At 71.3% G+C, this 26,595-nt stretch carries 27 protein-coding genes and 1 pseudogene; 14 read left to right on the plus strand and 14 right to left on the minus strand.

Annotated features, from left to right (window positions below):
• Positions 1–1,341, minus strand: a complete 1,341-nt coding sequence (glpB, locus tag ACQUQF_RS09340) for a glycerol-3-phosphate dehydrogenase subunit GlpB (RefSeq protein WP_435178056.1) — start codon at positions 1,339–1,341, stop codon at positions 1–3.
• Positions 1,331–3,121 (minus strand): anaerobic glycerol-3-phosphate dehydrogenase subunit GlpA, encoded by a 1,791-nt coding sequence (gene glpA, locus ACQUQF_RS09345; protein WP_435178058.1) that lies wholly within the window; start codon positions 3,119–3,121, stop codon positions 1,331–1,333. Before glpA ends, glpB begins: the two co-directional genes overlap by 11 nt.
• Positions 3,122–3,416: 295 nt before the next feature.
• On the opposite strand from glpA, the gene glpK reads away from it, so the two are divergent.
• Together glpK and ACQUQF_RS09355 are read left to right on the plus strand one after the other, a co-directional pair.
• Positions 3,417–4,955, plus strand: a complete 1,539-nt coding sequence (gene glpK, locus ACQUQF_RS09350) for a glycerol kinase GlpK (protein ID WP_435178060.1) — start codon at positions 3,417–3,419, stop codon at positions 4,953–4,955.
• A gap of 121 nt (positions 4,956–5,076) precedes the next feature.
• Positions 5,077–5,751: an HAD hydrolase family protein gene (locus tag ACQUQF_RS09355; RefSeq protein ID WP_435178062.1), complete on the plus strand. Its 675-nt coding sequence runs from the start codon at positions 5,077–5,079 to the stop codon at positions 5,749–5,751.
• Positions 5,752–5,859: 108 nt separating this feature from the next.
• Here the strand turns inward: ACQUQF_RS09355 and cutA are convergent, their stop codons facing one another.
• Positions 5,860–6,198 (minus strand): divalent-cation tolerance protein CutA, encoded by a 339-nt coding sequence (cutA, locus tag ACQUQF_RS09360; RefSeq protein ID WP_435178064.1) that lies wholly within the window; start codon positions 6,196–6,198, stop codon positions 5,860–5,862.
• A 189-nt stretch (positions 6,199–6,387) separates the two neighbouring features.
• On the minus strand, positions 6,388–7,725 hold the full coding sequence (locus ACQUQF_RS09365; protein WP_435178066.1) for a cytochrome P450: 1,338 nt from the start codon (positions 7,723–7,725) through the stop codon (positions 6,388–6,390).
• Positions 7,726–7,883: 158 nt separating this feature from the next.
• On the opposite strand from ACQUQF_RS09365, the gene pyrB reads away from it, so the two are divergent.
• The 4 genes from pyrB (at position 7,884) to ACQUQF_RS09385 (ending at position 11,088) form a co-directional block, all read left to right on the plus strand.
• A complete protein-coding gene (gene pyrB, locus ACQUQF_RS09370) occupies positions 7,884–8,798 on the plus strand; it encodes an aspartate carbamoyltransferase (RefSeq protein WP_435178068.1) in 915 nt (304 codons plus the stop codon).
• Positions 8,795–9,256 (plus strand): aspartate carbamoyltransferase regulatory subunit, encoded by a 462-nt coding sequence (gene pyrI / locus ACQUQF_RS09375; protein WP_435178070.1) that lies wholly within the window; start codon positions 8,795–8,797, stop codon positions 9,254–9,256. The genes pyrB and pyrI overlap by 4 nt, the downstream gene beginning before the upstream one ends.
• A 130-nt stretch (positions 9,257–9,386) precedes the next feature.
• On the plus strand, positions 9,387–10,166 hold the full coding sequence (locus tag ACQUQF_RS09380; protein ID WP_435178072.1) for a hypothetical protein: 780 nt from the start codon (positions 9,387–9,389) through the stop codon (positions 10,164–10,166).
• A gap of 100 nt (positions 10,167–10,266) precedes the next feature.
• A complete protein-coding gene (locus ACQUQF_RS09385; protein ID WP_435178074.1) occupies positions 10,267–11,088 on the plus strand; it encodes a hypothetical protein in 822 nt (273 codons plus the stop codon).
• Positions 11,089–11,310: 222 nt separating this feature from the next.
• Here ACQUQF_RS09385 and ACQUQF_RS09390 read toward each other — a convergent pair whose 3' ends face one another.
• The 3 genes and pseudogenes from ACQUQF_RS09390 to ACQUQF_RS09400 all read right to left on the minus strand — a co-directional run bounded on the left by ACQUQF_RS09390 (position 11,311) and on the right by ACQUQF_RS09400 (position 12,681).
• Entirely contained in the window at positions 11,311–11,562 is a 252-nt protein-coding gene (locus tag ACQUQF_RS09390; protein ID WP_435178076.1) for a hypothetical protein, read from the minus strand.
• Positions 11,549–11,890 carry a DUF7344 domain-containing protein gene (locus ACQUQF_RS09395; RefSeq protein WP_435178078.1) on the minus strand — a complete coding sequence of 114 codons (342 nt, stop codon included), beginning with the start codon at positions 11,888–11,890 and terminating at the stop codon, positions 11,549–11,551. Before ACQUQF_RS09395 ends, ACQUQF_RS09390 begins: the two co-directional genes overlap by 14 nt.
• A gap of 226 nt (positions 11,891–12,116) precedes the next feature.
• Positions 12,117–12,681: pseudogene (locus ACQUQF_RS09400) on the minus strand (NUDIX hydrolase).
• A gap of 439 nt (positions 12,682–13,120) precedes the next feature.
• Between ACQUQF_RS09400 and ACQUQF_RS09405 the strand changes: the two are divergent.
• The 3 genes from ACQUQF_RS09405 to ACQUQF_RS09415 all read left to right on the plus strand — a co-directional run bounded on the left by ACQUQF_RS09405 (position 13,121) and on the right by ACQUQF_RS09415 (position 15,463).
• A complete protein-coding gene (locus ACQUQF_RS09405) occupies positions 13,121–14,614 on the plus strand; it encodes an alpha/beta hydrolase (protein ID WP_435178080.1) in 1,494 nt (497 codons plus the stop codon).
• Between the two features lie 55 nt (positions 14,615–14,669).
• Positions 14,670–14,858, plus strand: coding sequence for a DUF1918 domain-containing protein (locus ACQUQF_RS09410; protein ID WP_435178082.1), 189 nt, complete (start codon positions 14,670–14,672; stop codon positions 14,856–14,858).
• A gap of 179 nt (positions 14,859–15,037) precedes the next feature.
• Positions 15,038–15,463, plus strand: a complete 426-nt coding sequence (locus ACQUQF_RS09415; RefSeq protein ID WP_435178084.1) for an RNA-binding protein — start codon at positions 15,038–15,040, stop codon at positions 15,461–15,463.
• A gap of 54 nt (positions 15,464–15,517) precedes the next feature.
• On the opposite strand, the gene ACQUQF_RS09420 is transcribed toward ACQUQF_RS09415, so the two are convergent.
• A complete protein-coding gene (locus ACQUQF_RS09420; RefSeq protein ID WP_435178086.1) occupies positions 15,518–15,673 on the minus strand; it encodes a hypothetical protein in 156 nt (51 codons plus the stop codon).
• Positions 15,674–15,799: 126 nt separating this feature from the next.
• The gene (locus ACQUQF_RS09425; protein WP_435178088.1) at positions 15,800–16,432 is read right to left on the minus strand and encodes a DUF2391 domain-containing protein; all 633 of its coding nucleotides are present in this window, start codon (positions 16,430–16,432) and stop codon (positions 15,800–15,802) included.
• Positions 16,433–16,493: 61 nt separating this feature from the next.
• On the opposite strand from ACQUQF_RS09425, the gene ACQUQF_RS09430 reads away from it, so the two are divergent.
• On the plus strand, positions 16,494–17,246 hold the full coding sequence (locus ACQUQF_RS09430) for a 3-oxoacyl-ACP reductase family protein (RefSeq protein ID WP_435178090.1): 753 nt from the start codon (positions 16,494–16,496) through the stop codon (positions 17,244–17,246).
• A gap of 36 nt (positions 17,247–17,282) precedes the next feature.
• Here ACQUQF_RS09430 and ACQUQF_RS09435 read toward each other — a convergent pair whose 3' ends face one another.
• Positions 17,283–17,624, minus strand: coding sequence for a DUF7344 domain-containing protein (locus ACQUQF_RS09435; protein WP_435178092.1), 342 nt, complete (start codon positions 17,622–17,624; stop codon positions 17,283–17,285).
• Positions 17,625–17,868: 244 nt separating this feature from the next.
• On the opposite strand from ACQUQF_RS09435, the gene ACQUQF_RS09440 reads away from it, so the two are divergent.
• Positions 17,869–18,651 (plus strand): helix-turn-helix transcriptional regulator, encoded by a 783-nt coding sequence (locus tag ACQUQF_RS09440; protein WP_435178093.1) that lies wholly within the window; start codon positions 17,869–17,871, stop codon positions 18,649–18,651.
• Here ACQUQF_RS09440 and ACQUQF_RS09445 read toward each other — a convergent pair whose 3' ends face one another.
• The 4 genes from ACQUQF_RS09445 to ACQUQF_RS09460 form a co-directional block, all read right to left on the minus strand.
• Positions 18,652–19,530, minus strand: a complete 879-nt coding sequence (locus ACQUQF_RS09445; protein WP_435178095.1) for an enoyl-CoA hydratase/isomerase family protein — start codon at positions 19,528–19,530, stop codon at positions 18,652–18,654.
• On the minus strand, positions 19,527–20,414 hold the full coding sequence (locus ACQUQF_RS09450; RefSeq protein WP_435178097.1) for a 3-hydroxyacyl-CoA dehydrogenase family protein: 888 nt from the start codon (positions 20,412–20,414) through the stop codon (positions 19,527–19,529). Before ACQUQF_RS09450 ends, ACQUQF_RS09445 begins: the two co-directional genes overlap by 4 nt.
• Positions 20,415–20,756: 342 nt before the next feature.
• Positions 20,757–22,280 carry an OB-fold domain-containing protein gene (locus tag ACQUQF_RS09455; RefSeq protein WP_435178099.1) on the minus strand — a complete coding sequence of 508 codons (1,524 nt, stop codon included), beginning with the start codon at positions 22,278–22,280 and terminating at the stop codon, positions 20,757–20,759.
• Positions 22,277–23,455: a thiolase domain-containing protein gene (locus tag ACQUQF_RS09460; protein WP_435178101.1), complete on the minus strand. Its 1,179-nt coding sequence runs from the start codon at positions 23,453–23,455 to the stop codon at positions 22,277–22,279. The genes ACQUQF_RS09455 and ACQUQF_RS09460 overlap by 4 nt, the downstream gene beginning before the upstream one ends.
• Positions 23,456–23,554: 99 nt before the next feature.
• Here ACQUQF_RS09460 and ACQUQF_RS09465 point away from each other — a divergent pair, with 99 nt between their 5' ends.
• From ACQUQF_RS09465 to paaK, 3 genes are all read left to right on the plus strand, one after another.
• Entirely contained in the window at positions 23,555–24,337 is a 783-nt protein-coding gene (locus tag ACQUQF_RS09465; protein WP_435178103.1) for a helix-turn-helix transcriptional regulator, read from the plus strand.
• A gap of 175 nt (positions 24,338–24,512) precedes the next feature.
• A complete protein-coding gene (locus ACQUQF_RS09470) occupies positions 24,513–25,139 on the plus strand; it encodes an OsmC family protein (RefSeq protein ID WP_435178105.1) in 627 nt (208 codons plus the stop codon).
• Between the two features lie 133 nt (positions 25,140–25,272).
• Entirely contained in the window at positions 25,273–26,568 is a 1,296-nt protein-coding gene (paaK, locus tag ACQUQF_RS09475; RefSeq protein WP_435178107.1) for a phenylacetate--CoA ligase PaaK, read from the plus strand.
• Positions 26,569–26,595: the final 27 nt, after the last annotated feature.

Consider the following 26,595-nt stretch of genomic DNA (forward strand, 5'->3'; position numbering starts at 1 on the left):
CTATCTCGTCGCCTCCAGCGCCGCGCGCCGCCCGGCCGCGAGCCCCGTGGCGAGCGAGACCCCCGACCCGGACTGCTCCGCGGCGAAGTCGTAGCCGCCCAGCACCGCGCCCGCCGCCCGCAGGTTCCGGAACTCCGGGTCGCCCGCCCGGTCGAGGGGCCGCAGTTTTCCGTCGGTCTCCACGCCGAACCGCGCGAAGGCGTGGTCGCCGAACGCCCGGTCGGCCGACCAGTCGTACCGGTCGTCCGGGTGCGGGACGCGGCAGTCGAACACGGGTTCGCGCACCCGGTCGCGGTCCGACTCGACGCCCTTGCCGACCAGGCCGCCGGTCGCCAGCACGAACTGGTCGGCGCGGAACGGAATCGCCGCGCCGTTGCGCTCGACGCGGACCGCGGCGACGGAGTCCGGGGCGGAGCCGCCCGCCCCGCCCTCTGTCTCGAAGTCGACCACCGGATTGCCGGTCGTGAACCGCACGCCGGCCTCACGGCAGGCCGCGCGGAGCGCGCCCTCGAGGCGCATCCCCGGCAGACTCGGCGGCCCGGTCGGCACCTCGAAGACGGCCGCGCCGAGCTCGGCCCCGAGGTCGGCCAGCACGTCGCCGGTCTCGTGCTCGCCGAGCAGGGCCGGGAAGCCGACGCGTTCGGCGTCCCCGAGGTGCTCTTTGACGGTCTCGGCGAGCGCGCGGCGAATCGGCAGCGACTCCGAGTACGGGCCCGCCCCGTCGCCGACCGTCACCCGCTCGTTCGCGTCGAGCGCGTCGGCCAGTCTGGTCCGGGCGGCGTCGGCCCGGAACCCGCCGGGGAACCGGACCGTGACGCCCCGGACCGGGAAGGGGACGCCCGCGGCCCGGAGGTGGTCGGCCGCGAGCGGCGCGTCGAGGTCCGGGACGGTCTCGAAGCCGACCAGCAGGACCGGCCGGTCGTCGCTGGCGAGCCCGGGGGCGACGCTCGCGGGGTAGCGCGCGGTGGGCTTGACGGTCCCGCCGTGGGTCGGGACCAGCGCGTTCCGGTCGGTGTGCCCGCCCCGGTAGCGGTCGCCGACGACGTCGTCGAACAGCGCGAGCCCCTCGCGGACGCCCTCTGGGCCGACCGTCCGGTACGGGTGGCGCTCGGGCAGGTCCGGAATCGCCTCGAAGGGGTCCGCGAGCGGACCGGGCTCGCGCTCGGTCGCCGACTCCTCGGGCAGATACCCAAGCACGTCGACCAGGCCGCTGGCGCTCCGGAGCGTCGAGTCCTTGTGCGAGAGCACCCGGACCGCCGCGCCCTCGCGGGCGGCGGCGAGCGCCGCGGTCATCCCCGCGAGGCCGCCTCCGATGACGGTGACGTCGTCCTCAATCGCCACGCTGGCCCTCCGATTCGGTGCGCTGCCCTTCCGCCTCGGTTCGTTCCCCGGCGTCGAACGACGCGAAGTCGACTCGCCCGTCGTCGTTCACGGGGTCGCGCTTCGCCGGGTCGCGGTCGCGGTTCATCGTGGCCGCGTGGAGCGCGTAGTTGAGGGCGGCCTGCGAGAGCTGTTCGCCCCAGAGGGCGTGGCGCTCGCCCTTCCAGCGCTCCTGAAACAGCTCGTCGAGGGCGTCGCGGGCCTGGGGCTCGCCGTACTCGGGGTGGAGTTCGGCGGCCAGCTGGTGGCAGCAGAACCCGCCCTGGCAGTTGCCCATCGAGGCCCGGGTCCGGATGCGGACCGCGTTGAGGTCGGTGCCCGACTGCGTTATCGCGTCCCGTACCTCCGCCCTGGTCACGGCCTCGCAGTCGCAGAGCACCGGGTTCGGCCCGTCGACGTCGAGCACCTCGTCGGCCCGGCTGCCGAGCCGCTGGGCGCTCCGGCGGGCGATCGGCGAGCGCAGGCCGAACTTCTCCATGTGGTCGTCGAGCACCGAGACGTCCTCGCTGCCCGGCAGGGGGACCTCCGCGGTCCGGCACTCCGCGGTGACGCCCAGGTCGTCGCAGACGTGGTCGGCGATCTCCTCGGCCATCAGCCGGTACGTGGTGAACTTCCCGCCCACGATGGTGGTGAACCCCGCGAGGTCGTCGCGGTCGGCGTGGTCGAGCAGGAAGTAGTCGCGGGTGATGTCGGTCGGGTCCGCGGTGCCGGTCCCCGGCGGCTCGTAGAGCGGCCGGACGCCCCAGAACGACCGGACCGTCCGGGCCTCAGCCAGGATGGGGACCAGCTGCGAGAGCTCGTCGATCATCAGGTCGACCTCCCACCGCTCCTCGGGGTAGTCCTCGGGATCCTCGACCTCCACGTCGGTCGTGCCCAGGATGGCGGTGGTCTCGTGGGGGACGACGATGTCGGCGTCGCCCTTCGGCCGGCACCGGTTGACCACGGTGTCGACCTGCCGGCAGTTCATCACCACCATCGCGCCCTTCGAGGGCCGGACCGCCACGTCGACGCCCGCCATCGCGCCGATCTGGCCGGCCCACGCCCCGGTGGCGTTGACCACGTGCTCGGCGGTGATCTCCTCGGTCTCGCCCGCCTCGCGGTGCTCGCGCTCGCCGGGCCCGGAGTCGTGGCGGACCTCGACGCCCCGGACGCGGCGCTCTCGCTCGCCGGTGCTGTCGTCGCCGCCGACGTCACCGTCGGTGCAGTCCTCGCCATCCGCGACCAGCACGTCGGTCACCTCCGCGTGAGTCTCGATGCGCGCGCCGTGCTGTTCGGCGCTGGCGGCGTTGGCGACGCAGAGCCTGAAGGGGTCGACCGCACCGTCGGGCACCCGGATCGCGCGCTTCACGTCCTTCGTCAGGTAGGGTTCCGCCTCGCGGGCCTCCCGCGCGCTCAGCACCTCGGCCGGGATGCCGCACTCCCGGCAGCCCGCCAGCTTCTCCTCGAAGTACTCGTCGGGGTCGCCCTCGAGCTGGACGAACAGGCCGCCGGTCATCTCGACGCAGTGGCCGGCGATGTCCCGGAGGACGCGGTTCTCCCGGATGCACTCCTCGGCGCTCGATTTGTCGGAGACTGCGTACCGGCCTCCGCTGTGGAGCAGGCCGTGCATCCGGCCGGTCGTGCCGTGGGTGAGGTTCCCCTTCTCGACGAGCGTCACGTCGACCCCGCGCATGGCGAGGTCGCGAGCCACGCCGCAGCCGGTCGACCCGCCGCCGACGACGAGGACCTCGGTGTCGGTCATTCGCTCGGATGTTGGCCCCAGCGGACTTGAGTGTACTGCTGTCTCTCGGTTGTGCTCTCCGGAAAACGGAGCGGGTACGCTGTTGGGTTCAGCTCCTGCAGTACTTCGCGATGCGACAGGGGACGGTATTGGATGCCGAAATCCGGGGGTACTCAACCGCGCTAGCTACTGCCGTCACAATGTTACCGCAACCGCACAGCACCGCAACAGCCTCCGCCTCCCTCATGTCACGCGGTCCCCGTTTAGGTCCCCAGTCGGCCCTATCATTATCAGCCTGGCCGACCCAGACCGAGCCATGACGGCCGACACCTACGTCGGCGCCATCGACCAGGGGACCACCGGCACCCGGTTCATGGTGTTCGACCACGACGGAACCGTCGTCGCAGAGGCCTACGAGACCCACGAGCAGCGCTACCCCGAACCCGGCTGGGTCGAGCACGACCCGCTGGAGATCTGGGAGAACACGAAGACGGTCGTCCGGTCGGCGCTCGCCGACGCCGGCGTCGAGGCCGACCGGCTGGCCGCCATCGGGGTGACCAACCAGCGCGAGACGACGCTGCTCTGGGACCGCGAAACCGGCAAACCGGTGTACAACGCCGTCGTCTGGCAGGACCGCCGGACCACCGACCGGGTCGAGCAACTGGAGGACGAGGGGAAGGCCGAGCTCATCCGCGAGAAGACCGGCCTCCAGCCCGACGCCTACTTCTCGGCGACGAAGGCCGAGTGGCTGCTGGAGAACGCAGACCCGATCAAGACCCAGCGCGCCCGGCCGGCCGACCTCCGGGCGCGGGCCGCGGACGGCGAGATCCTGTTCGGGACCGTCGACTCGTGGCTGGTGTACAACCTCACCGGCCAGCACGTCACCGACGTCACCAACGCCTCGCGGACGATGCTGTTCGACATCCACGAGATGGCCTGGGACGACGACCTGCTCGCGGAGTTCGACGTGCCGCGGGCGTGCCTCCCGGAGGTCCGGCCGTCCAGCGACGAGGAGTACTACGGGACGACCGACCCAGAGGGCTTCCTCGGCGCGGCGGTCCCGGTGGCCGGCGCGCTCGGCGACCAGCAGGCCGCGCTGTTCGGCCAGACCTGCTTCGACGCCGGCGACGCCAAGAACACCTACGGGACGGGGAGCTTCTTCCTGATGAACACCGGCGACGAGCCGGTCGACAGCGACCACGGCCTGCTCACCACGGTCGGGTTCCAGCGCTCGGGCGAACCCGTCCGGTACGCCCTCGAGGGCTCCATCTTCGCCACGGGCGCGGCGATCGAGTGGCTCGGGGATGTCACGCTCGTCGAGGACGCCGCCGAGACCGAGGCGCTGGCCCGGAGCGTCGACTCGACCGACGGCGTCTACGTCGTCCCGGCGTTCACGGGGCTCGGCGCGCCCCACTGGGACCCGCGGGCCCGCGGCACCATCGTGGGGATGACCCGCGGGACACGGCGCGAGCACATCGTCCGCGCGACCCTCGAATCCATCGCCTACCAGACCCGCGACGTGGCCGAGGCGATGGTCGCGGACTGCGGGCTCGAACTCGACGACCTCCGGGTCGACGGCGGCGCGGTCAAGAACAACTACCTCTGCCAGCTGCAGGCCGACGTCCTCGGCGCCGACATCGTCCGCCCGGAGGTCGACGAGACCACCGCGCTCGGGGCGGCCTACGCCGCCGGCCTCGCGGTCGGCTACTGGGAGGACGTCGACGAACTCCGCGACAACTGGCGGGTCGACCGACGGTTCCGCCCCGAGATGGACGCGGCGACGGCCGACGCGCGGTACGACCGCTGGAGCGAGGCGGTCGAGCGCTCTCGCGACTGGGCGCGCGACGACGCCTGACGCCGCGAGGCGCTACACGGGACCGGCTCACCCGGCGATCGACGGTCACGCGACCGGAAGGGGGCCACTCCCGCGATCGTCGAGCGACCGGTTTTTGTCTGTGACGCCCCCACGGTAGGCCATGGTTCCGCCGCTCGTCCTCGACATCGACGGCACGATGACCCGGCCCGACGACTCCGTCGACCCGCGGTTCTTCGACGTCCTGCCCGACTGGGAGGCGCCGGTCGTCGTGGCCACGGGGAAGGCGTTCCCGTACCCGGTGGCGCTCTGTCACTTCATGTTCATCCCGCAGAACGTCATCGCCGAGAACGGCGGCGTCGTCCTCTCGGGCGAGGAGGTGACCCGGAACGGCGACGGCGAGGCCGCACGCAAGGTCGCCGAGGAGTACGTCGCGGCGGGGTACGACCTCGGGTGGGGCCCGACCGACCTCACGAACCGGTGGCGCGAGACCGAGGTCGCGGTCGCGCGCGACCGGCCGCTCGGCCCGCTGGAGGAGCTGGCGGCCGAGCACGGCCTGGAAGTGGTGGACACCGGCTTCGCCTACCACGTCAAGTCGCCCAGCATCGAGAAGGGCATCGGACTGAAGTCGGTCGCGCGGCTCCTCGACCGCGACCCCGCCGAGTTCGTCGCGATCGGCGACTCGGAGAACGACGTCTCGACGTTCGGGGTCGCCGGGGAGTCCTACGCGGTCGCCAACGCCGACGAGAAGGCCAGGCGCGCGGCCGACGTGGTGCTCGACGAGTCGTACTCCGAGGCGACGCTCTCGGTGCTGGACGAACTGCGGAGTCGCGACTGACGGGTCGCTATTCGCGTCCCCGAAGTCGTTTGAGCGCGCCGCGAGCGATGGCCGCCGCGGCGACCAGGAAGACGCCGAGGACGAGCGCCCACGGACCCCGGTCTCGGCTCATCGGTCCGCCTCCGTCTCGTCGGGGGTCGCGCCGGGTGCGACCTCCTCGTCGCGCCACGCCGCGAACGAGTCGAGCAGGTCGGCTTCCTCGAACCGCTCGATGCAGGGGACGTCGTAGGGATGCAGCTCCTCGACCCGGGCTGCGAGGCGGTCGTAGGCCTCGTCGGTGGTCTTCGCGAGCAACACCACCTCGTCGTCCCGGTGGACCTCGCCCTCCCACCGGTAGACAGAGGTGCAGGGGAACCGGTTGACGCAGGCCGCGAGGCGCTCCTCCACGAGGGTCTCGGCGAGTTCGGTCGCGTCCTCTGGCGGCGCGGTGATGTAGGCGGTCGGCATACCCGTCGATTGGGCGTCGCGAATCTTAAGGCTCGGCTCTCTCGAGTTAGTCGGACTGGCGGTCCCCGTCCGGGACCGGTCGGGTTCGACCCCGACGTCGGGCGACCGCGCGAGACGTCCGGTCGGGATTCGACTCCTTCTCGGATTTAAACCCTCGTGGGCTCTCGATCGAGCAAGGTCGCCGACCGCTCACCGCTCGCGGACCCGCATCGGCATCCCGTCCTTGGGGTGCATCGTCAGCGTCGGTCGGAGCTCCGGGTCGCGCTTCCGGGCGTACTCGAGGCGGTACCGCTGTGCGGTCCTGGCGAGGATGAGCTTCGCCTCCAGCTTGGCGAGGTGCTTGCCGATGCAGTGGCGCGGCCCGCCGCCGAACGGGAAGTACGCGAACCGCGGCCGGTCGGCGTCGCGGGTCCACCGGTCGGGGTCGAACTCGTCGGGGGCGTCCCAGTACCGCGCCGAGCGGTGGAGCGCCCACTGCGAGAGCATGACGGCGGCGTCGTCCGGTATCTGGTAGCCGCCGAGCTCTACGGGGCCCTTCGGCTCGCGGAACATCGTGTACACCGGCGGGTACAGCCGCATCGCCTCGTCGACGACTCGCTCGACGAGGTCCAGTTCGCGGACGTCCGCCATCGTCGGCGGGTCGTCGCCGAGCACCGCGTCGACCTCCTCGTGGACCCGGCGCTCGATCTCGGGGTGCCGGGACAGCAGGTACCAGGTGTAGGTCAGCGTGAGCGCGGTGGTGTCGTGGCCGGCCAGCAGCATCGTCATCACCTCGTCGCGGATCTGGCGGTCGGACTGCTCGCTGCGGTCCTGGGCGCGCAGCAGGATCGACAGCAGGTCGTCCGGCCCCTCGTCGGTGGCGGGGTCGCCGTGGGTGCCCCGCCGCTCCGCGACGATGTCGTCGATGACGCCCTCCATCGTCTCGACCGCGTTTCGGTACTTCGCGTCGCCGGGCATCGGGAGCCACTGGGGCGCGGCGAACCGGACGGGGTCGGGCTCGAACCGGGCGCCCAGCGGCTCCAGCGCCTCGCGGATGGTCCGGACACGGCGGTCGTCCAGGTCGGTGCCGAGCATCAGGTCGACGATGACCGCCAGCGTCACCTCGGTCATGTCGAGTTCGACGTCGACCTCCGCGCCGTCCGACCAGGTGGCCAGCAGGTCGTCGTTGTGGGCGACGATGTCCTCGGCGAACCCGGTCAGCCGGCCCGGCCGGAACGCCGGCCGGGCGAGGTCCCGCTGCTTGCGCCAGGTCTGGCCCTCGCTGAGCAGCAGGCCCTTCCCGAGCAGTTCCCCGAGCGCGTCGTCCTGGAACTCCGGCTTCCGGAACCGGTCGGCCTCCGAGACCAGCACCCGCTCGACGTCGGCGGGGTCGGTCAGGAGGTAGGTGTCGAGCGGCCCGAGGTCGAACCGGACCACGTCCCCGTACGCCTGCTCGCACGCCGACAGGAACCGGAACGGGTCGCGGGCGTACCGGCGGCTGCTGCCGAACAGCGGTTCGCCCTTCGGACCGGGCGGTGAGGAACTCATCACAACCACGTTGGGCTGGAACCGGATGAATCCAGCGGCGAGTGGGGTCGCGAGTACCCCGCGGCGAGTGCGGGCCGCGCCTCCGCGTTGGATTCGGGCTCGCTGGCGCCGCCCCACTCCGAGAGATTCAAGGCGCACCCACCACCCATACACTACCAATGCGGCGCGACCACCTCATAACCGCGAAACAGCTCTCCCGGGAGGACGTGGAGTCGGTCCTCGACCGCGCGGCCGAGTTCGACGCCGACCCGGCCGCGTTCGGCGACCGCCACCCCGACGCCGTGCTGGGGCTCTGCTTCTTCGAGCCGAGCACCCGGACCAAGATGAGCTTCGAGACCGCCATCAAGCGCCTCGGCGGCGACGCGGTCGACATGGGCACCGTCGAGTCCTCGTCGGTCAAGAAGGGCGAGAGCCTCGCCGACACCGCCCGGGTCGTCGCGGGCTACGCCGACGCGCTGGTGCTGCGCCACCCGAGCCAGGGCGCGGCCAAGATGGTCAGCGAGTTCGTGGACGTGCCGCTGCTGAACGGCGGCGACGGCGCGGGCCACCACCCGACCCAGACGCTGCTGGACCTCTACACCATTCGAGAGAACGCCGGCCTCGACGACCTCACCATCGGCATCATGGGCGACCTGAAGTACGGCCGGACGGTCCACTCGCTGGCCCACGCGCTGACCAACTTCGACGCCAGCCAGCACTTCGTCAGCCCCGAGAGCCTCAGGCTGCCCCGCAGCGTTCGCTACGACCTCCACGAGGCCGGGGCGAACGTCCGCGAGCACACCGAGCTCGGCGAGATTCTGCCCGCGCTCGACGTGCTGTACGTCACCCGCATCCAGCGCGAGCGGTTCCCCGACGAGAACGAGTACCAGGAGATCGCCGGCGAGTACGGCATCGACCTCGAGACGCTCGAGGACGCCAAAGACGACCTCACCGTGATGCACCCGCTGCCCCGGGTCGACGAGATCGCGCCCGAGGTCGACGACACAGAGTACGCCGCCTACTTCGAGCAGGCCCACAACGGCGTCCCGGTCCGGATGGCGCTGCTCGACCAGCTGCTGGAGGGAGACGAATGAGCGACCACCAGCTCCGCGTGAGCAAGATCCCGAGGGGTACCGTCATCGACCACATCCGCGCCGGCCAGGCGCTCAACGTGCTGGCCATCCTCGGCATCGACGGCGCGTCGGGCGAGACCGTCAGCGTCGGGATGAACGTCCCGAGCGACCGGATGGGCCACAAGGACATCGTGAAGGTCGAGGACCGCGAGCTGAGCCAGGACGAGGTGGACGTGCTCTCGCTCATCGCGCCCGAGGCCACCATCAACATCATCCGGGACTACGAGGTCGCCGAGAAGCAGTACCTCGAACGCCCGGACCGCGTGGTCGGGGTCCTGTCGTGTCCGAACCACAACTGCATCACCAACGCCGACGAGCCCGTCGACACCGAGTTCGAGGTGCTCGACGACGGGGTCCGGTGCGAGTACTGCGAGACCATCGTCCGCGAGGACCTCGCGGCCCACATCGCGGTCGAGTAGCGGCGCTGGGCGGCTTCCCGATCTCGCGGTCGATAAGTCGACGCTACCCGCCGGTAAACGTCCCGTTACGTGAGGAAACGGTCGGAAACGGTCGTTTTCGTTTATCCATCGCGTCGGAGTAGCCCGGAGCATGACTCCACGACCACTCCCCGCGGTCGCCCTGGCGGCGCTGGTCCTGCTGGCCGGCGTCGGGCCAGCGGTGGGCGTCGGGCCGGTCGGCGGTGACGGCGCGAGCGACTCGGTCGCCGACTCATCCACGGACAGCGCCGCGGACCCCTCGGAGCAGCGGGCCGCGAACGAGACGGGCGACCCGGCGGGTCGGGAGGCGGCGGCCGCCCGCCTCCAGTACAAGGTGTCGCTAGACAACGTGACCATCAAGACGTGGCTGCTCCGCAACGCCACCGTGGTGAACGCCACGGTCGACCGGGTCGTGATCCGCAACGCCACCACGCCCGAGGGGAGGCGGACGAACGTCACCCTGACGAACGTGACGGTGGGTCGGTTCTTCCTCGAGCGCGCGCGGTTCAAGAACGTGACCGCCGAGACCCTGGTCGTGCGCAACAAGTCGGTGCTCGACATCCCCGGCGGCTCGTTCATCGACCCGAACGTCAACAACCGGACCATCGACCGCCACTGGACGAAGAACCAGACCGTCTCGGGCGTGGTCATCGACCGAATGGCCGTGGACGCCGCGTTCCTCTGCGGGAACGCCTCGCTCGGCCGGCGCGCGGCCGACGCCTCGCGGTTCGACCCGCTGACCGACGAGGACAAGCCCGACGTCGTCGTCAGGAACGGCACGGTCGGCGAGGCGCTGGTCATCAAGGGGGAGGCGACGAACTGGTCGGTCGGCGACGTCCAGCGGTCGGCCGCGACCAACGCCAGCCTGCCGAAGGGCTGCAACCGCGGGTAGCCGGCCGACGGTCGCCCGGTAGCGAGCCGCCGGCGCGGCGCCGGCCGGGCCGACCGTCCGAGAGCGAACGACTTACCCCCGACGCCCGCCAACCCCCGGTATGTTCGGCGTCGTCACGCGCAACGAGGAGGAACTCGACTGGCCGGAGTTCGACGCGGGGTTCTACGAGGTCAAGGACGTGACCGGTCGGTCGGCCGAGCCGGTCGCCGACGCGGTGAACATGGTGTCGTGCTTCGGCGACAACGCCGCCGTCGAGGCGAACCCCGACCTCGCACCGGTCAGCGACGCGGGCGAGCGGGCGACCCGCGACCGGCCCTACTTCGACTGGGCGTACGTCTGCCCGACCCGCGAGGACTACCGCGAGGGCGTCCTCGAGATCGTCTCGGACTGCGCCGAGGTCACCCCCGACGTGCGGCTCGACGACGTGGGGTTCCCGCGCGCGGAGTACTGCCACTGCGACCGGTGCACCCGGCTGTTCGAGGAGAGCGAGTTCGACGACCGCATGGCGTGGCGCGCCGATGTCGTCACCGGGTTCGTGGCCGAGGCCGCCGACCGGATTCCGGGCCGGACCTACCTCACGCTCTACCCCGACCCGTATCCCGGCCACCTCTACGAGCGGGCGGGCCTGGACCTCGACGCGCTCTCCGAGCACGTCGACGAGTTCGTCGTGCCGCTGTACGACATGGCCTACACCACCACGTACTGGCTGGAGACCATCGCCTCCGGGTTCGCGGACGCGCTCGACGTCCCCTTCAGCGTCGAGCTCTACGCGGTCGACGTCGACGTGGACAACCTGATCCACGCCGCGGAGGTCGCCGACGAGTACGGCGAGAACGTGTTCTTCGGCTACGACGCCAGCAACGCGCGGGCCGCGCTCCGCCGCAAGCAGGCCGAGTCGCGCGACGGCGTCTCCCACGGCTGAGGCGGGGCGCCCGCGCCGGCCTCGGTTCCCGGGACCGCCCCAGCGGTACTCCTCGCCTGGCGACGGTCGCCGGCGGGCACCCCGGCTGCGGGAGGCGGCTATCGGTCCTCGACGGTGAGAACGGGGAGCGACGCCCTGACGCGGGAGTCCTTCTCCGCCCGATTCCCGGTCACGAGCGTCCCGCGAAGGTGGGAGACGACCCGCTCGCGGTGGTCTGCTCTACTATCTTCGGTCCGTGTCGCCCTCGAAGTCGGGCGGTATCGAGGGTACGTCCACGGAGCCGTCCGCCTCCGCGAGCAGCGCCCCGAACTCCTCGAAGTTCGGCCCCCGGCGAACCGTCTCGGTCTCCGGGTCCCACTCGATGAACCCGATCTCGGCCAGCATCGGCAGGTGCCTGCGGGCCAGCGCCGCCGCGACGTCCGCCTCGTCGACCCGACCGACGTCGCCGGTCCCGCCCCCGTTATTTCGGGACACGGACGTCCGCCCCCCGTTCGACGACGTGGTTCAGCCACGCGTCGACCGCCGGACTGCCGCCCCGGTACCGGATCGCGTGACTCCGGGCGTCGTACTCCAGCAGGTCGGCCCCCGCCAGCCGCGGCAGGGTCACGTGGTGCAGGCGGACTCTGATCGTCTCGCCGCCGTCGTCGCACCGGGCGAAGACGAAGGCCGTGAGGTCATCGAGCGTCCCGACGTCGGTCGACTGCTGTCGGAAGTAGTGGAGCACGCGCCGGCAGTGCTCGTCTGCGAGTATCTCCAGGAGTCGGTCGGTCGCGTGGGTGGGCGGTTCTTCCAGAGGCTCCATGTACAATCCGGTTAGGGCGGGTCGGGTGTGAGCCCCAGGGTTGATTCTGACACGGCGACTCGCGACCCGGTTCCATATCACCGTCTTTTAAGTAGCCCGTCACTGGCGGGCCGGCTTGCAGTCGATGGCCGATAGCCCCGACAGCGACGTCCGGAGTGTCGTCGCGGCAGCTCGCCGAACGTGTTCGGACGCCGCCCGCCGCGTGACGTCCAGATCGGTGGCGCTCTCACCCCAGCGCGAACTCCCGCCACGCCAGCAGGTCCTCGCGGTCGCGGGTGTCCTCGGGCAGTTCGTCGAACCACCGCGCGTCGGTGATCTCGCCGTCCGGGTCGTCGGGCGCGGGGGTCGGGTCGCCCTCGACCCGGGCCTCGAACAGCGGGAGGACGCCCCACGTCGAGTAGTCGTCGCACCGGACCTCCACCCGGACGTTCATCGCCAGTCCGTCGTAGGTCGCCTCGACGCCGGCCTCCTCGGCGAGCTCGCGCTCGGCGGCCTTCCCGGAACGACTCGCCGGGGTCGGGTTCGCCGCCGGGGACGACCCACATGCCGACGCCGGCGTGGCGGACGAGCAGCAGTTCGCCCGACGGCCGGTAGACGACCGAGTGGGCGCCGTAGGGCGCGCCGAACTCGGCGATGCGCTCGGCCAGCGTCCGGAACCGCGGCCGGGAGACCCGCCGGGCGTGATTCCGCTGGAGGAACTCGTCGTACGTCTCGGTCAGGCGGTGGTGGGCCTGCTCGGCCCGCTGCTCGGCCCGCGTGGCCAGGTACCAGAGGTCGTCGATGGTGGTCATCTCGGCGACGGCGACCGGGGCGCTGGTCGGAGCGGGCGGGGCTTGCGAGCGGCGACCGAGGGACGTCGAGTCATAATCCGAGCGTTTCGACGGGCGCAAGAATAAGCCTTCGGTCGGCCGGCCGGATCCCGACGCCGGCCTGCGGTCACGTCCGTCGAGGGGGACCGGAATCGGCGTCGCGGCCGACGTCAGCCACCGGTCGCTCGACCGGTTCCGGGAGCGGTCGATGGCGCGTCTCTCGGCGCCGGGTCCGGGACGGTGGTTTTATGTAGGATTGTAAAGTAGGCTTTACAGTAAAGCTGACTTTACGATGTCCGGCTAACAGGAACGGCGCGCCGCCGGAGGCCGCCCGAGGTGGACCGCGTCGTCGCTCCGACGACGGGCGAGCGCGCGTTCCGCGACGAACCGACCCGCACGACAGACACGCCACGACCCATCCATGACAGACCACGACCGACGAACCGTCCTGACCGCCGCCGGAACCGGCCTGGCCGCGCTGCTCGCCGGCTGCCAGGGCGCCGGCGACACCACGGCAGACGCGACGACCGACCGCACGACCGAATCGTCGCGGACGACCGCCGCGACCGAATCCACGACGACCGCCGCCCCTCTGGACTCCGCGGAGCTGAAGCGACGGGCGAGGGAGTTCGTCGGCCTCATCGCCGACGGCTCGTACGGGGCCGCCCACGAGCGGTTCGCCCCCTCCGCCGCCGAGCAGATCACCGCCGCCCAGCTGGAGCAGGTCTGGACCGGTGTGGAGGACCAGAACGGCGCGTTCCGCAGGCTGACCGGACTGGAGGTGTCCGCGCAGGGCGACCTGCAGGTGGTGACCGGAATCGCCGAGTTCGCGCGCGGACGGGTCGAGGTGATCGTCGCGTTCGGCTCCGAGGGCGTCGCCGGGTTCCGGCTCCGCCCGCCGACCGGGAACTGGTCGCCGCCGGCGTACGCCGACCGGTCGTCGTTCACCGAGCGCGAGATAACGCTGCGAGCGACCGACTCCTGCACGCTGGGCGGGACCCTGACGCTGCCGACGGGGGCCGAGCGGGCGCCCGGCGTCGTGCTGGTCCACGGCCAGGGGCCGAGCGACCGGGACGGGACCGTCGGTCCGAACAAGCCGTACAAGGACCTCGCCTGGGGGCTGGCCTCCCGGGGCGTCGCCGTGCTCCGCTACGAGAAGCGCACCGCGGCCTGCGACGTCGACTTCGCCGAGATCACCATCGACGAGGCGGTGACGAACGACGCGCTCGCGGCGGTCGAGCGGCTCCGCGAGACCGACCTGGTCGCCGACGAGGACGTGGTCGTCGCCGGCCACAGCATCGGCGGGACGCTGGCCCCGCGCATCGCCGCACGCGACGGCGATCTCGCGGGCGTCGTCATGCTCGCGCCGCTCGCCCGGTCGGCGGGGCAGGCGATCCTCGACCAGAACGAGTACCTGGTGAACCGCGACGGAAACGTCACCGCGGCCGAGAAGGACCAGCTCCGACAGGCGCGCCAGATCGTCGACAAGATACGGTCGCTCGACTTCCCGGACGACGAGGTGGTGTACCTCGGCGGCGACGAGTACTGGCGCACCCTCGCGGAGTACGACCACCTGGCCACCGCGCGGCGCGTCGAGGCGCCGCTGTTGCTCCTGTTCGGCGACCGTGACTACCAGGTCACCGTCGAGGACGACCTGCCGCTGTGGCGGGACGCCCTCGCCGAGGAGTCGAACGTCGCCTTCCGGCGGTACGAGCGGCTCAACCACCTCTTCATGCCGGGCACCGGCAGACCGGGCAACGCGGAGTACCTGGAGCGCAACCACGTCGCGAAGCGCGTGGTCGTCGACCTGGCGGCGTTCGTCGGCCGGGTTACGGGCGTCGACGTCGCCGCCGGCACCACCGTCTCCGGGACGACTGCGACCGGCACCGGCGGGACGACGACCGCGCGCGAGTGAGGCGGCGCCGCGCCGAACCGGGTCGCTTTTATCGGCCGCGAGGTTAGTCGACCCCATGAGCTTCGAGGAAGACGACCGCGTCATCCTGCACGACGAGCACAGCGAGTACGACGGCGAGGAGGGACAGATCACCCAGGTGATGGAGACGATGTTCGGCGACAGCACCTACACCGTCAGCTTCGAGGAGGGCCAGGAGACCGGCATCCCCGAGGACTCGCTGGAAGCGGTCGAGGACGAGGAGTAGGCCCGGGCGAGAGGTCGTTTTACTATTTCGTACGTGACCGCCGGAGAGTGACATCGCCGTCTTCGAGGGTCGGACAACGAGAAGGCCACAGAACCAGAAGGAACGCGAACCGAAAGCCGTCCGAGACCCGCTGAACCGAACGAAACGCCTTTTTCCGTCCGGGCCTCCTACCCCTCTCCATGGCCGAAGTCCCGTTCCACTACATCGATCTGCGGGCGTTCTGCTACGCCACCGAGGACGACAAGCGCGTCGAGCAGGCGCTCCGGACCTACCTCCCCGAGGAGTTCGAGATCGAGCGCGCCCAGAGCGAGGGCCACCACGGCGACCGCATCCTCGTGCTGTCGGCCCGGGTCGAGAACGCCGACGAGATGCGCCACGTCCTCTCGAAGGTCGCCGAGCTCCCCGACGCCGACGACCTGCTCGACGAGCTCGACCAGCGGGTCGACGAGAACTGCTCGCTGTTCCTCCGGCTCGACAAGCAGGCGGCCTACCGCGGCGAGGCCGCGCTGGGCGAGGGCATCACCTTCCGGGCGAAGGTCGAGGCCTACCCCGCGAAGAAGGAGGCCGCGGTCGAGAACGCCCGCGAGGCGCTGGCGGCGCTGTGAGGTCGGCCAGTCGCTCGCACGCGGCGGTCGCGAAGAAAGTGGCGGTCGGGGACGTCAGTGGGCGGTGAACCCGTCGATGACCTCGTCGCAGTCCGGACAGGAGACGAGCTCCGAACCGGTGGATTTACCGCCGAGCGGGTCGCCGCTCCGGCGCTGCCGAGAGTTGGTCCGCCGATTCAGGTCCGAACCGCAGTGTGGACATTCTATCATAGGAATCACCAGAACTGGCGTGCGAACAGGTACCATTACCCGCACTGGCTTAATATACTTTGTGTCGGCCCGCCGGACGGGCGCAGTCGGCGCCTCAACGGGCGGCTCGCGAGGCGCCGCCGCGGCTCACGACCCCGGCAGGATGTCGCCGAGCGCGCCACCGAGCGCCATCGGCGCGAACGCCACCACGATCTGGCAGAGCGCGAGCCACGGGTCGGTCCACGACACCCGGCCCCAGGCGGTCATCATGACGAACGCGGTGGCGAACGAGATCGTGAGCACCCCCGCGAGCCGGCGGGGGACGACGCCGAACAGCGGCCGGTGGATCTCGACCTGCTGGATCTCGGCGACGTAGAGCACGCCGATCACCAGCCCCACCGTGCCCACCAGCGTCACCCCGAAGGCCCACGGGTTGGCCGCGATGAACTCCCCGACCTCCAGGGTGCCGCCCTCGACCAGCATCGGCACCCCGACCACAACGCTGCCGACCAGCGCCTCCGCGGCGTCGTGGCGGTCGAACCCCCGGATGACCCGGCCGAACGCGCCCGGCGTCGAGACCCGGCGGGCCATCCGCATCGTCTCGCGGACCTGCTCGCGCTCGTCGGGGTCGTCGACGGTCTCCTCCAGGGTCTCGAGTTCGTCGAGCAGGTCCTCGATCTCCGGGTCGGCCGGCGGGTCGTCGGCCGACCCCCCGGCGTCGCCGTCCGCACAGACCTCGGCGTTCGCTCCGGGCTCGCGGTCCGCTCCGGCGTCGCTCATGGGTGGGCCCTCACGCCCGGCCGACATAAACGACAAGGTCGCGGGGGCCGGGCGTTGGCGTATGCCCGCAGCACTCGTCACCGGCTCGTCCCGGGGCATCGGTCGAGCGATCGCGCGGCGGTTCGCGCGAGACGGCTACGACGTCGCGGTCAACTACGTATCGAGCGCCCAGAAGGCCCGGACGGTCGCCGACCGGATCGAGGAACAGACCGACAGCGAGGCGGTCGCGGTCCGGGCCGACGTCGGCGACCCCGGGGCCGCGGCAGACCTCGTGGACGCGACGGTCGAGGCCTTCGGCGGGGTCGACCACGTCGTCAACAACGCCGGGGTCGACCAGCACGTGTACACCGAGGAGCTCTCGCCCGCGGACTTCGACCGGGTGATGGACACCAACGTCAACGGCGCGTTCAACGTGACCAGGGCCGCCCTCCCGCACCTCCGGGCGGCGGCCGACCGGGACGGCGACCCCGCGCCCACGCCGTCGGTCACCAACGTCTCCTCGATCCTGGCCCACACCGGCGCGCCGGTCGAGTGCCACTACGCCGCCTCGAAGGCCGGCGTCCTCGGGCTGACGAAGAGCCACGCCGGCGACTTCGCGCCGGAGATCAGGGTCAACGCGGTCGCGCCGGGCCACGTCGAGACCGACATGACCGCCGATCGGTCCGAGGCGGAGAAGCGCGAGGAACTGGCCGAGATTCCGCTGGAACGGTTCGGGCGGCCGGAGGAGATCGCCGCGGCCGCGGCGTACCTCAGGGACGCCGGGTTCGTGACCGGCGAGACGCTGAACGTCAACGGCGGCGAGCTCATGCGGTGAGTCGACGCGGTCGGACCCGGGCCGTCCAGCCGCGGGTCAGACTTCGAGGTACGGCTCGACCCACTCGGGGACGGTCCCCGCGACGACCTCGTTCGCGTCGGCGTCGTAGGTCACGAGCCCGTACGACGCCAGCTTGGGCAGATGGTGGTGGTGCAACTGGACCGCCACGGCGTCGGCGGGCCGGTCGTCGGCGACCCGCTCGGCGAGGTCGGCGAGCGTCACTCGACTCTGGTCGGCGTCGACCGCACGGAGCGCCCGGAGCGTCCGGCGCCTGAGCGAGTCGGCGAGCAGGTCCCACACCGTCTGGGGCGTCAGTTCGCGGTCCGCGGACGCTGGCGCCGGTCGTCCGGGCTCCGAGTCGTCTCGGTTTCCTATCATGGGGGTCACCTCCGGCCGCGCGCATGGGGATGCTAGCCTTGGTACCATTTGACTGTAATCGACCGGACCCGATTCGGCGCCTGAACCGCGTGTACGATCGTCGGACACGTTTCGGAGCTCGAAACGCCTGCGGATTCGAAGAGCGACGCTCGGAGGTCGAATCATCACCGAGAGCCGTGAAAGGCACCGAAACGAATAGGTCACGCGCGTCGTAAAAGGAGGGAGCATCCCATCGAGAACTGATATGACCGGGGCCAACGACGCTGACTTTCGCGACGTGATATCGACCGTCGTCAAGCGCAGACCGTTCCTGGACAGGCTGGCCGACGGCCCGACCGCCAAGCGCGACCTGCGCGACGAACTGGACGTCTCGCGCTCGACGGTGTACAAGGCGGTGCGCGAGCTGGAGGAGCAGGGGCTCGTGGCCGAGACCGACGGGGGCGTCCGGCTCACGCTCGTGGGCCGGCTGCTCGCCGACGAGTACCGGACGTTCGAGACCCACGCGGCCGGCATCCACGACTGCGCCGGACTGCTGTCTGTGCTGCCGGCCGACGCGCCGGTGACGGTCGACCCGGTGCTGGGCGCCGAGACCGTGCTCGCCGAGCGACACGCGCCCACCAGGCCCGTCGAGTACATCGAGGACCTCGTCAGGAGCGCCGACCGGGTGGTCGGGGCGTCGCCGGTAGTGCTCGCCCAGTACGTGGACGTCTTCCACGAGGCCATCGTTTCGGGCGGGCTGACCGCCGATCTGGTGCTCGAGGCGCCGGTCGTGGAGTACATGCGCGAGGACCACGCCGACCGCCTCGGCGAGGCGCTCGACACCGGCAGGCTCACAATCCACCAGACCGACGAGACGCTGCCGTTCGGGTTCGTCGCCTCCGAGGAGGAGGGGCTCGTCCTCATCGTCTACGACGAGAGCGGCGAGCTCCGGGGCGTGCTGTTGAACGACGCGCGGGAGGCCGTCGACTGGGGCGAGTCGACGTTCCGGGCGTTCCGAGAGGGGGCCGAGGGACCGAGGCTCGGGTAGCTACTCGCCGCGCCACTCGGGGTCGCGGTCCTCGAGGAACGCGTCGATGCCCTCGTCCTTGTCCGCCGACGCGAACAGGTGGGCGAACAGCTCGGCCTCGTACTCGATGCCCCGGTCGAGGTCGGTCCTGCTGGCGGTCTTCACGGCCTTCTTCGCGAACGCCAGGGCGAGCGGGCTCTTCTCCGCCATCGACTCCGCCAGGTCGTAGACCCGGTCCTCGAACTCGCCCTCCGGGTGGACCTCGTCGACGAGGCCGATGTCGCGGGCCTCCTCGGCGCCGACGAGCTCGCCGGAGAGGATCAGCTTCATCGCCTGCCCCTCGCCGACGAGCCGGGGGAGCCGCTGGGTGCCCCCGCCGCCGGGCATGATGCCCAGGTTGATCTCGGGCTGGCCGAGTCTGGCGCCCTCGCGGGCGATCCGGACGTCGCAGGCCTGGGCGAGCTCGCAGCCGCCGCCGAGCGCGTGGCCGTTGACCGCCGCGATGACCGGCTGTTCGAGGTCGTCGACGTACTCGTAGACCCGGGGACGGGCGCTGGCCTCGCGCTGTTCGAGCGGGCCGCGCTCCCGGAGCTCGGTCACGTCGGCGCCCGCGACGAACGCGCCCGACTCCGCGGAGCCCGTGAGCACGACCACCCGGACGTCGCTGGCCTCGATGGCGACGAGGACGTCCTTCAGCTCGGCGCGCAACTGGGCGTTCAGCGCGTTCCGGGCGTCGGGCCGCGAGAGGGTGACCGTGGCGACGTGGTCGACGCGGTCGCCGACCGCGACGTCGACCGTCTCGCACTCGGCCGCGACCTGTTCGGGGCTGCCAGGGGCGGGCCCCTCGGCGTCCGGGGCGTCTCCTGCGTCGGGTCCGTCGTTCCCGCCTTCGCCCGTCATTCCTCGTCACCCCAGTCGCCAGACACGCCCGCTATCTCGCCGTCCTCCCAGACGTAGAACCCCTCGCCGGTCTTCTTGCCGAGCTTGCCGGCCCGGACCTTCCGGCGGAGGACCTGGGGCGGGCGGAACCGCTCGCCCAGCTCCTCCCGGAGGTGTTCGAGGATGTCGAGCCGGACGTCCAGCCCCACCACGTCGCCGAGTTCGATGGGGCCCATCGGGTGGTTGTACCCCAGCTCCATCGACCGGTCGATGTCCCGGGGGCTCGCGACGCCCTCCTCGACCATCCGCATCGCCTCGACGCCCAGCGCCACGCCGAGCCGCGAGGAGGCGAACCCCGCGGTGTCCCGCACCTCGACGGCGGTCTTGCCGACGTCCGCGACGAAGTCGGTGGCGAACTCGACGGTCCCCTCGTCGGTCTGCTCGCCGACGACCACCTCGACGAGCTCCATGATGTGGACCGGGTTGAAGAAGTGCAGGCCGATGCCCCGACCGGGGTCGTCGAGCGCCGAGACGATCTCGGTCACGGGCAGCGAGGATGTGTTCGACGCGATGACCGCGTCGCCGGGCGCCGCGGCCTCCACCTCCTCGAAGGTCTGCTTCTTGAGGTCGACGTCCTCGGGGACGGCCTCGACCACGAGGTCGGCGTTCGAGACGGCATCGGCGAGGTCGGTCGTGCCCGCGATGCGGTCGAGCGTCGCGGCCATCTCCTCGTCGGTGACCTTGTCGCGGTCGACGCCGCCCCGGAGGTTGTCCTCGATGGACGCGATACCGTCCTCGACGAGCTCCTGCTCGATGTCGCGGATCGTGACGTCGTGGCCGGCCATCGCCGACACCTGCGCGATGCCGTGGCCCATCGTGCCGGCTCCGAGTACGGCTACGTTCATAATCGGGTCGAATGGCGTCGGGAACCCGGTTAAGCGTTTATCTCTCCCACGTGTGACTCGAATTCGTCCGGTTTCGCGTCAGTGGGAACCTGATCCGACATGGTACTGTCGTCCCCGAAAAGGCAGTGAGTCTGTCAGTGTACGGTACAGTACCGACCGTGATCGCCTCGAAAGCCCCCGCCCGACAGCACCGGTACCGCAAACCACACGCCACCCCAGCCGACTCCTTCGCGCCTCTCCGAGGCGCCCAGTCGTCCACCGTCACTTCGCTTCGCTCGCACAGACCTCGCACGGAGAGGGCGCGACACAGGGTCGCGCCAGCGTGCACTAGACGGAAAGGTGCTACTCGAGTGGCCGCACCTTGAATCCGTACCGCGTCACGCCCTCCTGCGTGTAGATCCGGCGCATCGTCGTCTCGACGCGGTCGCCGATGGCCACTTCTTCGGGGTCCGCGGCCACGACCTGCGCCGGGACGCTGGCCTCACCGCCGTCGTCCCGCGGGCCGTCGCTTCGCTCCTCCCCGCTCGACCCTTCCGAGGCGCTTCGCGCCTCGCGAGGCCCCTCCAGAGCGACCACCGCGACCGCGAAGTCGCCGGACTGGGCCTGCTGCTCGGCGAACTCCGGGGGCGCGCCGCCCTGCGAGATGACCGTGGCCGCCTCCACCGTGCCCTCGCCGGTCAGCGTCACCTCCTCGTACTCGTCGACCAGCGACTTGCAGTCGTTGCACGCGCCCTCCGGCGGGAAGTTCAGACCGCCGCAGTCGGGACACCGGCCCGCGAGCAGGCGGTGGCGCTGGTCGAGCGTCCGGCGCCACGACGGGACGCTGACGTACGCCCCGCCGCCCTCCGGCGGCCCGGAGGTGAGCTCCCCGCGCTTGCGGAGGTACTCGGCGTAGCTCACCGACTCGCCGTCGTCGAGCGCGAGCGACGCCGGGACCCCCTCGCTGCCGGCGGACTCGACCAGCAGCGCGTCGGCGCCCGCGCCGCCACCGAACGACGCCGCCAGGATCCGGTTCTCGCCGTCCGCGAGAGCAGTCGCCAGGCCCAGCGGGACGCTCGCCGCGCCGGTGTCGCCCAGGTCGTGGACCGTCGCGCCGCGCTGGACGGTCTCGGCGTCGACGCCGAGTGCGCCCGTCGCGCGGTAGGGGAGTTTGCCGTCGGGCGACTGGACCGCGGCGGCGTCGATTTCCGACCCGTCGAGGTCCAACTGGTCGACTGCACCGGCCAGCGTCTCGGTGAACGCCTGTCGCTCGTAGCCCGTCGCGCCGAGGCCCTCGACGGTCTCCTCGCCGGTCCGCCGGAAGCGCGTGCCCGGATACTCTGCGGCGTACTCTGCGCGCTTGCGGACCACCGCACCGCCGCCGGGACCGCCGGATTCCGAGAGGACGAACGCCGCCGCGCCCGCCCCGGCGGCGTGGTCCTCGTCGCTGTCCGGGTCGGCCCGGGGGCAGTCCGCCGCGACGACGAGACCGACTGCATCACCCCACGGCCCGGCCGACAGCGCGGCGTCGAGCGCCCGGGTCCCGGCACGGGTGCTCCCGGTGAAGGCGTGGCGGGTCGCGTCCGCGGGGACCGACAGCATCCCGCCGAGCCGGGCGGTCAGGTCCTCCTCGGCCAGCGGCGGCGTGGTCGAGGCGAACGCCAGGAAGGCGACCTCATCGCCCTCGCGCTCGGCGGCGTCGAGCGCCCGCACGGCGGCCTCGTAGGCCATCGTCACCGCGTCCTCGTCGGCGTCCGGGACCGCCTTCTCGTTCACCCCGGCGGCGTGGAACTGGCCCCACGCCTCCTCGAACGCCTCGGCGGAGACCCGGAATCGCGGTGCGTAGGCGCCGACCGTCTCGATTCGAGGTTGCGGTCGATCGCTCATGCGTTCACCTCCCGCTCCCTCTCGAACACGTGGACCACCGCTGCGCCGCCGCTCCCGCCGACGTTGTGGGTCAGCCCGCGGGTCGCGCCCTCGACCTGGCGGTCGCCCGCCTCGCCCGAGAGCTGCTTGAACGCCTCCGCGACCTGGCCGGCCCCGGTCGCGCCGATGGGGTGGCCCTTCGACTTGAGGCCGCCGGAGGTGTTGACCGGCAGGTCGCCGTCGAGCGCGGTCCGGCCCGACGCGGCGAGGTCGCCGCCCTCGCCGGGCTCGCAGAACCCCAGGTCCTCGTAGGCCAGGATCTCGGCGATGGCGAAGCAGTCGTGGACCTCCGCGAAGTCGAGGTCCCCGGGCCCGACGCCGGCCCGCTGGTAGGCGGTCTCGGCCGCGCGCCGCGAGGCCTCGATGCCGGTGTAGCTGTCGCGCTGGAACAGCCCCACCGCGTCGCTCGCGGCGCCGACGCCGGCGATGCGGATGGGGTCGTCGGTGTACTCCTCGACGACGTCCTCGCCGGCGACGATGGCGGCCGCGGCGCCGTCGGTGGTCGGACAGCAGTGGTAGAGCGTGAGGGGGTCGGCCACGGTCGGGGCGTTCTCGGCGTCCGAAAGCGAGCACTCGAAGCCCAGCTGGGCGTGGGGATTCTTCGCGCCGTTCCGGTGGTTCTTCACCGCGACGTGCGACAGCGCCTCGCGGTCCGTCCCGTACTCGGCCATGTGGGCGTCGGCCATCTGGGCGTAGACGCCGGCGAACGTGGTGCCCGAGAGCCGCTCCCACTCGGTCTCGCCCGAGACGCCGAGCCAGTACTTGGTGGCGTCGCCGGACATGTCGGTCATGATCTCGACCCCGCCGGCGAGCACCACGTCGGCCATCCCCGAGCGGACCGCCTGGACCGCCTGGCGGACCGCGTAGCCCGAGGCCGCGCAGGCGTTCTCGACCCGGGTCGTCGGGATGCCGTGGAGGCCGACGTGTTCGGTGGCGGCCGGCCCCGGGAGGCCGAGCTGGCGGCCGCCGACGCCGAGCGTCCCGACGACCGCCTCGTCGATCTCGTCCGAGTCGAGGCCCGCGGGCACCGACTCCCGGGCCCGCTCGAACGCGGTGCGGAACAGCGACCGGTAGCTCTCGTCGGGGAACGACCCGAAGTCGGTCTGGGCCGCGCCCACGAGGTAGGCGTCGCGCATGGGTCGAGTGTGGGGACCTCGCAGGAAATAGCTGCCGCCGGCGGGCGGCGTCGGCGCCCCGAGCGCGAAGCCTATCGTCTCGGCGGGCCTACTGTTCGCATGAATTCGCCGATAGAGGACGTCGAGTTCCTCGCGCGCTCCGAACACCGCATCGACGTGCTCGACGCGCTGGCCGACGAACCCCGGACCAGGACCGACCTCCAGGACGCAACGGGAGCGTCGTCGGCCACGCTCGGGCGCGTCCTGAGCGACTTCGAGGCCCGCAAGTGGGTGACTCGCTCGGGGTACCGGTACGAACTGACGACGCAGGGCCGGTTCATCGCGGAGGGGGTCGCCGACCTGCTCGTCCGCGTCGAGACCGAACGCAGACTCCGGGACGTGCTGGAGTTGCTCCCGGCGGAGTCGCTGGGGTTCACGCTCGACATGTTCGCCGACGCCGTCGTGACCGTCGGGGACGCCGAGGACCCCTACCGCGCGGTCCGGCGGTTCGACGAACTCATCGAGGGCGCCGAGTCGATGCGGGCGTTCGGGACCGCGACGCTCAAGTCGGCCAACGTCGGGACGCTCCACCGCAACATCGTCGAGGGGATGGAGACCGAGATCCTCTACCCGCCGCCGATCATCGAGGCCGTGGTCGACTGGAACCCGACCGCCGCCGCCGAGGCCGTCGAGAGCGGCAACCTCGCGATACTCCTGCACGACGACCTCCCGTGCGGGCTCACCATCCTCGGCGACCGGGTGGCGCTCACGGGCTACGCCCGCGACACCGGGATGCTGCGGATCGTCATCGACACCGACGACCCCGACGCGCTCGCCAGGGCCGAGACGCTCTACGAGACCTACCGGCGCGAGGCCCGACCGTTCGAGCCCGAGGGGGAGTGACGGTCCTCGTCCGGCGCCCTTCCTTTTCAGAGCGTGAGCGCTGTTTCGCCTCGTGCAACGATCCGTCCCGGGTGAAACTCCCGACACGACCTCACCGACCGCCCGTTAGTTGCGCGGATTTTCACCAGGAATCTATAACGCTTCGCCGAACCTACTGCCGGATGCGGTGAGAGAGATGGCAACCGAAACCAAAGCGGAGGATGGGAAGGTTCGATACGGCGTCGACGCCGAGAAGTTCGGGGAGTTCGTCGAGTACGCCCGGGAGAACCCGGAGGACGTGCAGTTCGAGCTCGGTGCGGCGGGCCACTGGGAGGGCCGGACGTTCCACACCCTCTCGAAGGTGGGACCGTACTCGCTGGGCGGCGAGCGCATCGACCGGGAGACCCGCGACTACTCGTTCCTGTGGGGCGCCCACAGAGAGGTCGAGACCGCGATGGGGTTCGTCGGCCCCGACGACCGCCCGGAGGTCATCGAGGGGGCGCTGGCCGCCCTGAGCGGCTGTCTCAACCACGTGATGTCGCTCCGGCTGATGGCCGAGGGCATCGACGTCGACGGGCTGGAGACGACGGTCCGGATCCCGTGGGACCCGTCGGTCGCGCTCGACCTCGCCGACGTCGAGCGCGAGGACGGGACGGTCCGCGACCAGTTCGGCGACCTGGAAGTCGAGATCGCGGTGTCCGGGGAGGGCCTCGACGACGAGACGCTCGACCGCATCGGGCGGGCCGCCCGCCGGTCGGCTGTGTTCAACCTCGTCACGCTCGCGCACGCGTGCGAGCCGACCGTCACCCGGAAGGACGACTGAGGGCGTTCGACCGACCGAGTCGGCCTCCGCGATCGACGGCCGGGCGAGCCGGTCCGGTCGCGGTTCGAGCCGCCGCGTCCGACCGATCGGCGGCCAAACAGTTTTGACCGTTTCTTGCGAAGTATTATCTGACATGGCCTACAGCGACATCGAGACGGCCTCCCGCGACGACCTCCGCGAGCTCCAGGACGAGCGACTGGCCGAGACGGTGCAGTACGCCTACGATAACGTCGACTTCTACCGCGAGGCGCTCGACGAGGCCGGCGTCGCCCCAGACGACGTCCGGTCGGTCGAGGACGTCTCGAAGCTCCCGTTCACCACGAAGGAGGACTTCCGGGACGAGTACCCCGACGGGCTGTTCGCGGTCGACCACGGCGAGGTCCGGCGCATCCACGCCTCCTCGGGCACCACCGGCAAGCCCAAGATCGTGAGCTACACCGACGGGGACCTGGGCGTCTGGCGCGAGGTGATGGCCCGGTCGCTGCACGCCGCCGGGGTCCGGCCCGGGCAGGTCGTCCAGAACGCCTACGGCTACGGCCTGTTCACGGGCGGGCTGGGCTTCCACGACGGCGTCGAGGAGCTGGGCGCCTGCGTCATCCCGACCGGCGGGGGCAACACCGCCCGCCAGCTCGACATGCTCCGGGACATGGAGAGCGAAGTGCTGGCCTGCACGCCCTCCTACTGCCTCTACCTCGCGGAGGCCGCCGAGGAGCGCGGCGTCGACCCCCGGGAGCTCCCGCTCGACACCGTCGTCATCGGGGCCGAGCCGTTCACGGACCCCATGCGCGAGGAGATCGAGGCGGCGCTGGACGTGACCGCGGTCGACGTCTACGGCCTCTCGGAGATCATCGGGCCGGGCGTCTCCATCGAGTGCGAGGAGGCCCAGGAGGGGCTCCACGTCTGGGAGGACCACTTCCTCCCGGAGGTCGTCGACCCGCAGACCGGCGAGCCCGTCCAGGAGGGCGAGGAGGGCGAACTCGTCCTCACCACGCTCACCAAGGAGGCGCTGCCGGTGCTCCGGTACCGGACCGGCGACATGACCGCGCTGACCTACGAGGAGTGCGAGTGCGGCCGGACCGTCGCCCGGATGGACAACGTCACCGGCCGGACCGACGACCTCATCATCGTCCGCGGGGTCAACGTCTACCCGAGCCAGATCGAGGAGGTGATGGTCGACATCGCGGACGTCGCGCCCCACTACCGCATCGACCTCTACCGGCGGGGGAACCTCGACGCGATGGAGCTGACCGTCGAGTACCACGAGGACTACGAGGGCGGCCACGACGAACTGGAGCGGCGCATCCGCGAGGAGCTGGAGGAGACCCTGGAGGTCAAGCCCGACGAGATCGAGGTCGTGGGACCGGGCGTCATCGACCGGACCGAGGTCGGGAAGGTCAAGCGGGTCTACGACCACCGCGACGAGGAGTAGGCCGACGGGCGGCCGCGGTCAGCCGAC

Origin of the sequence: Halorussus sp. AFM4, from assembly GCF_051194995.1 — an archaeon.
In the GTDB taxonomy this organism is placed as follows: domain Archaea; phylum Halobacteriota; class Halobacteria; order Halobacteriales; family Haladaptataceae; genus Halorussus.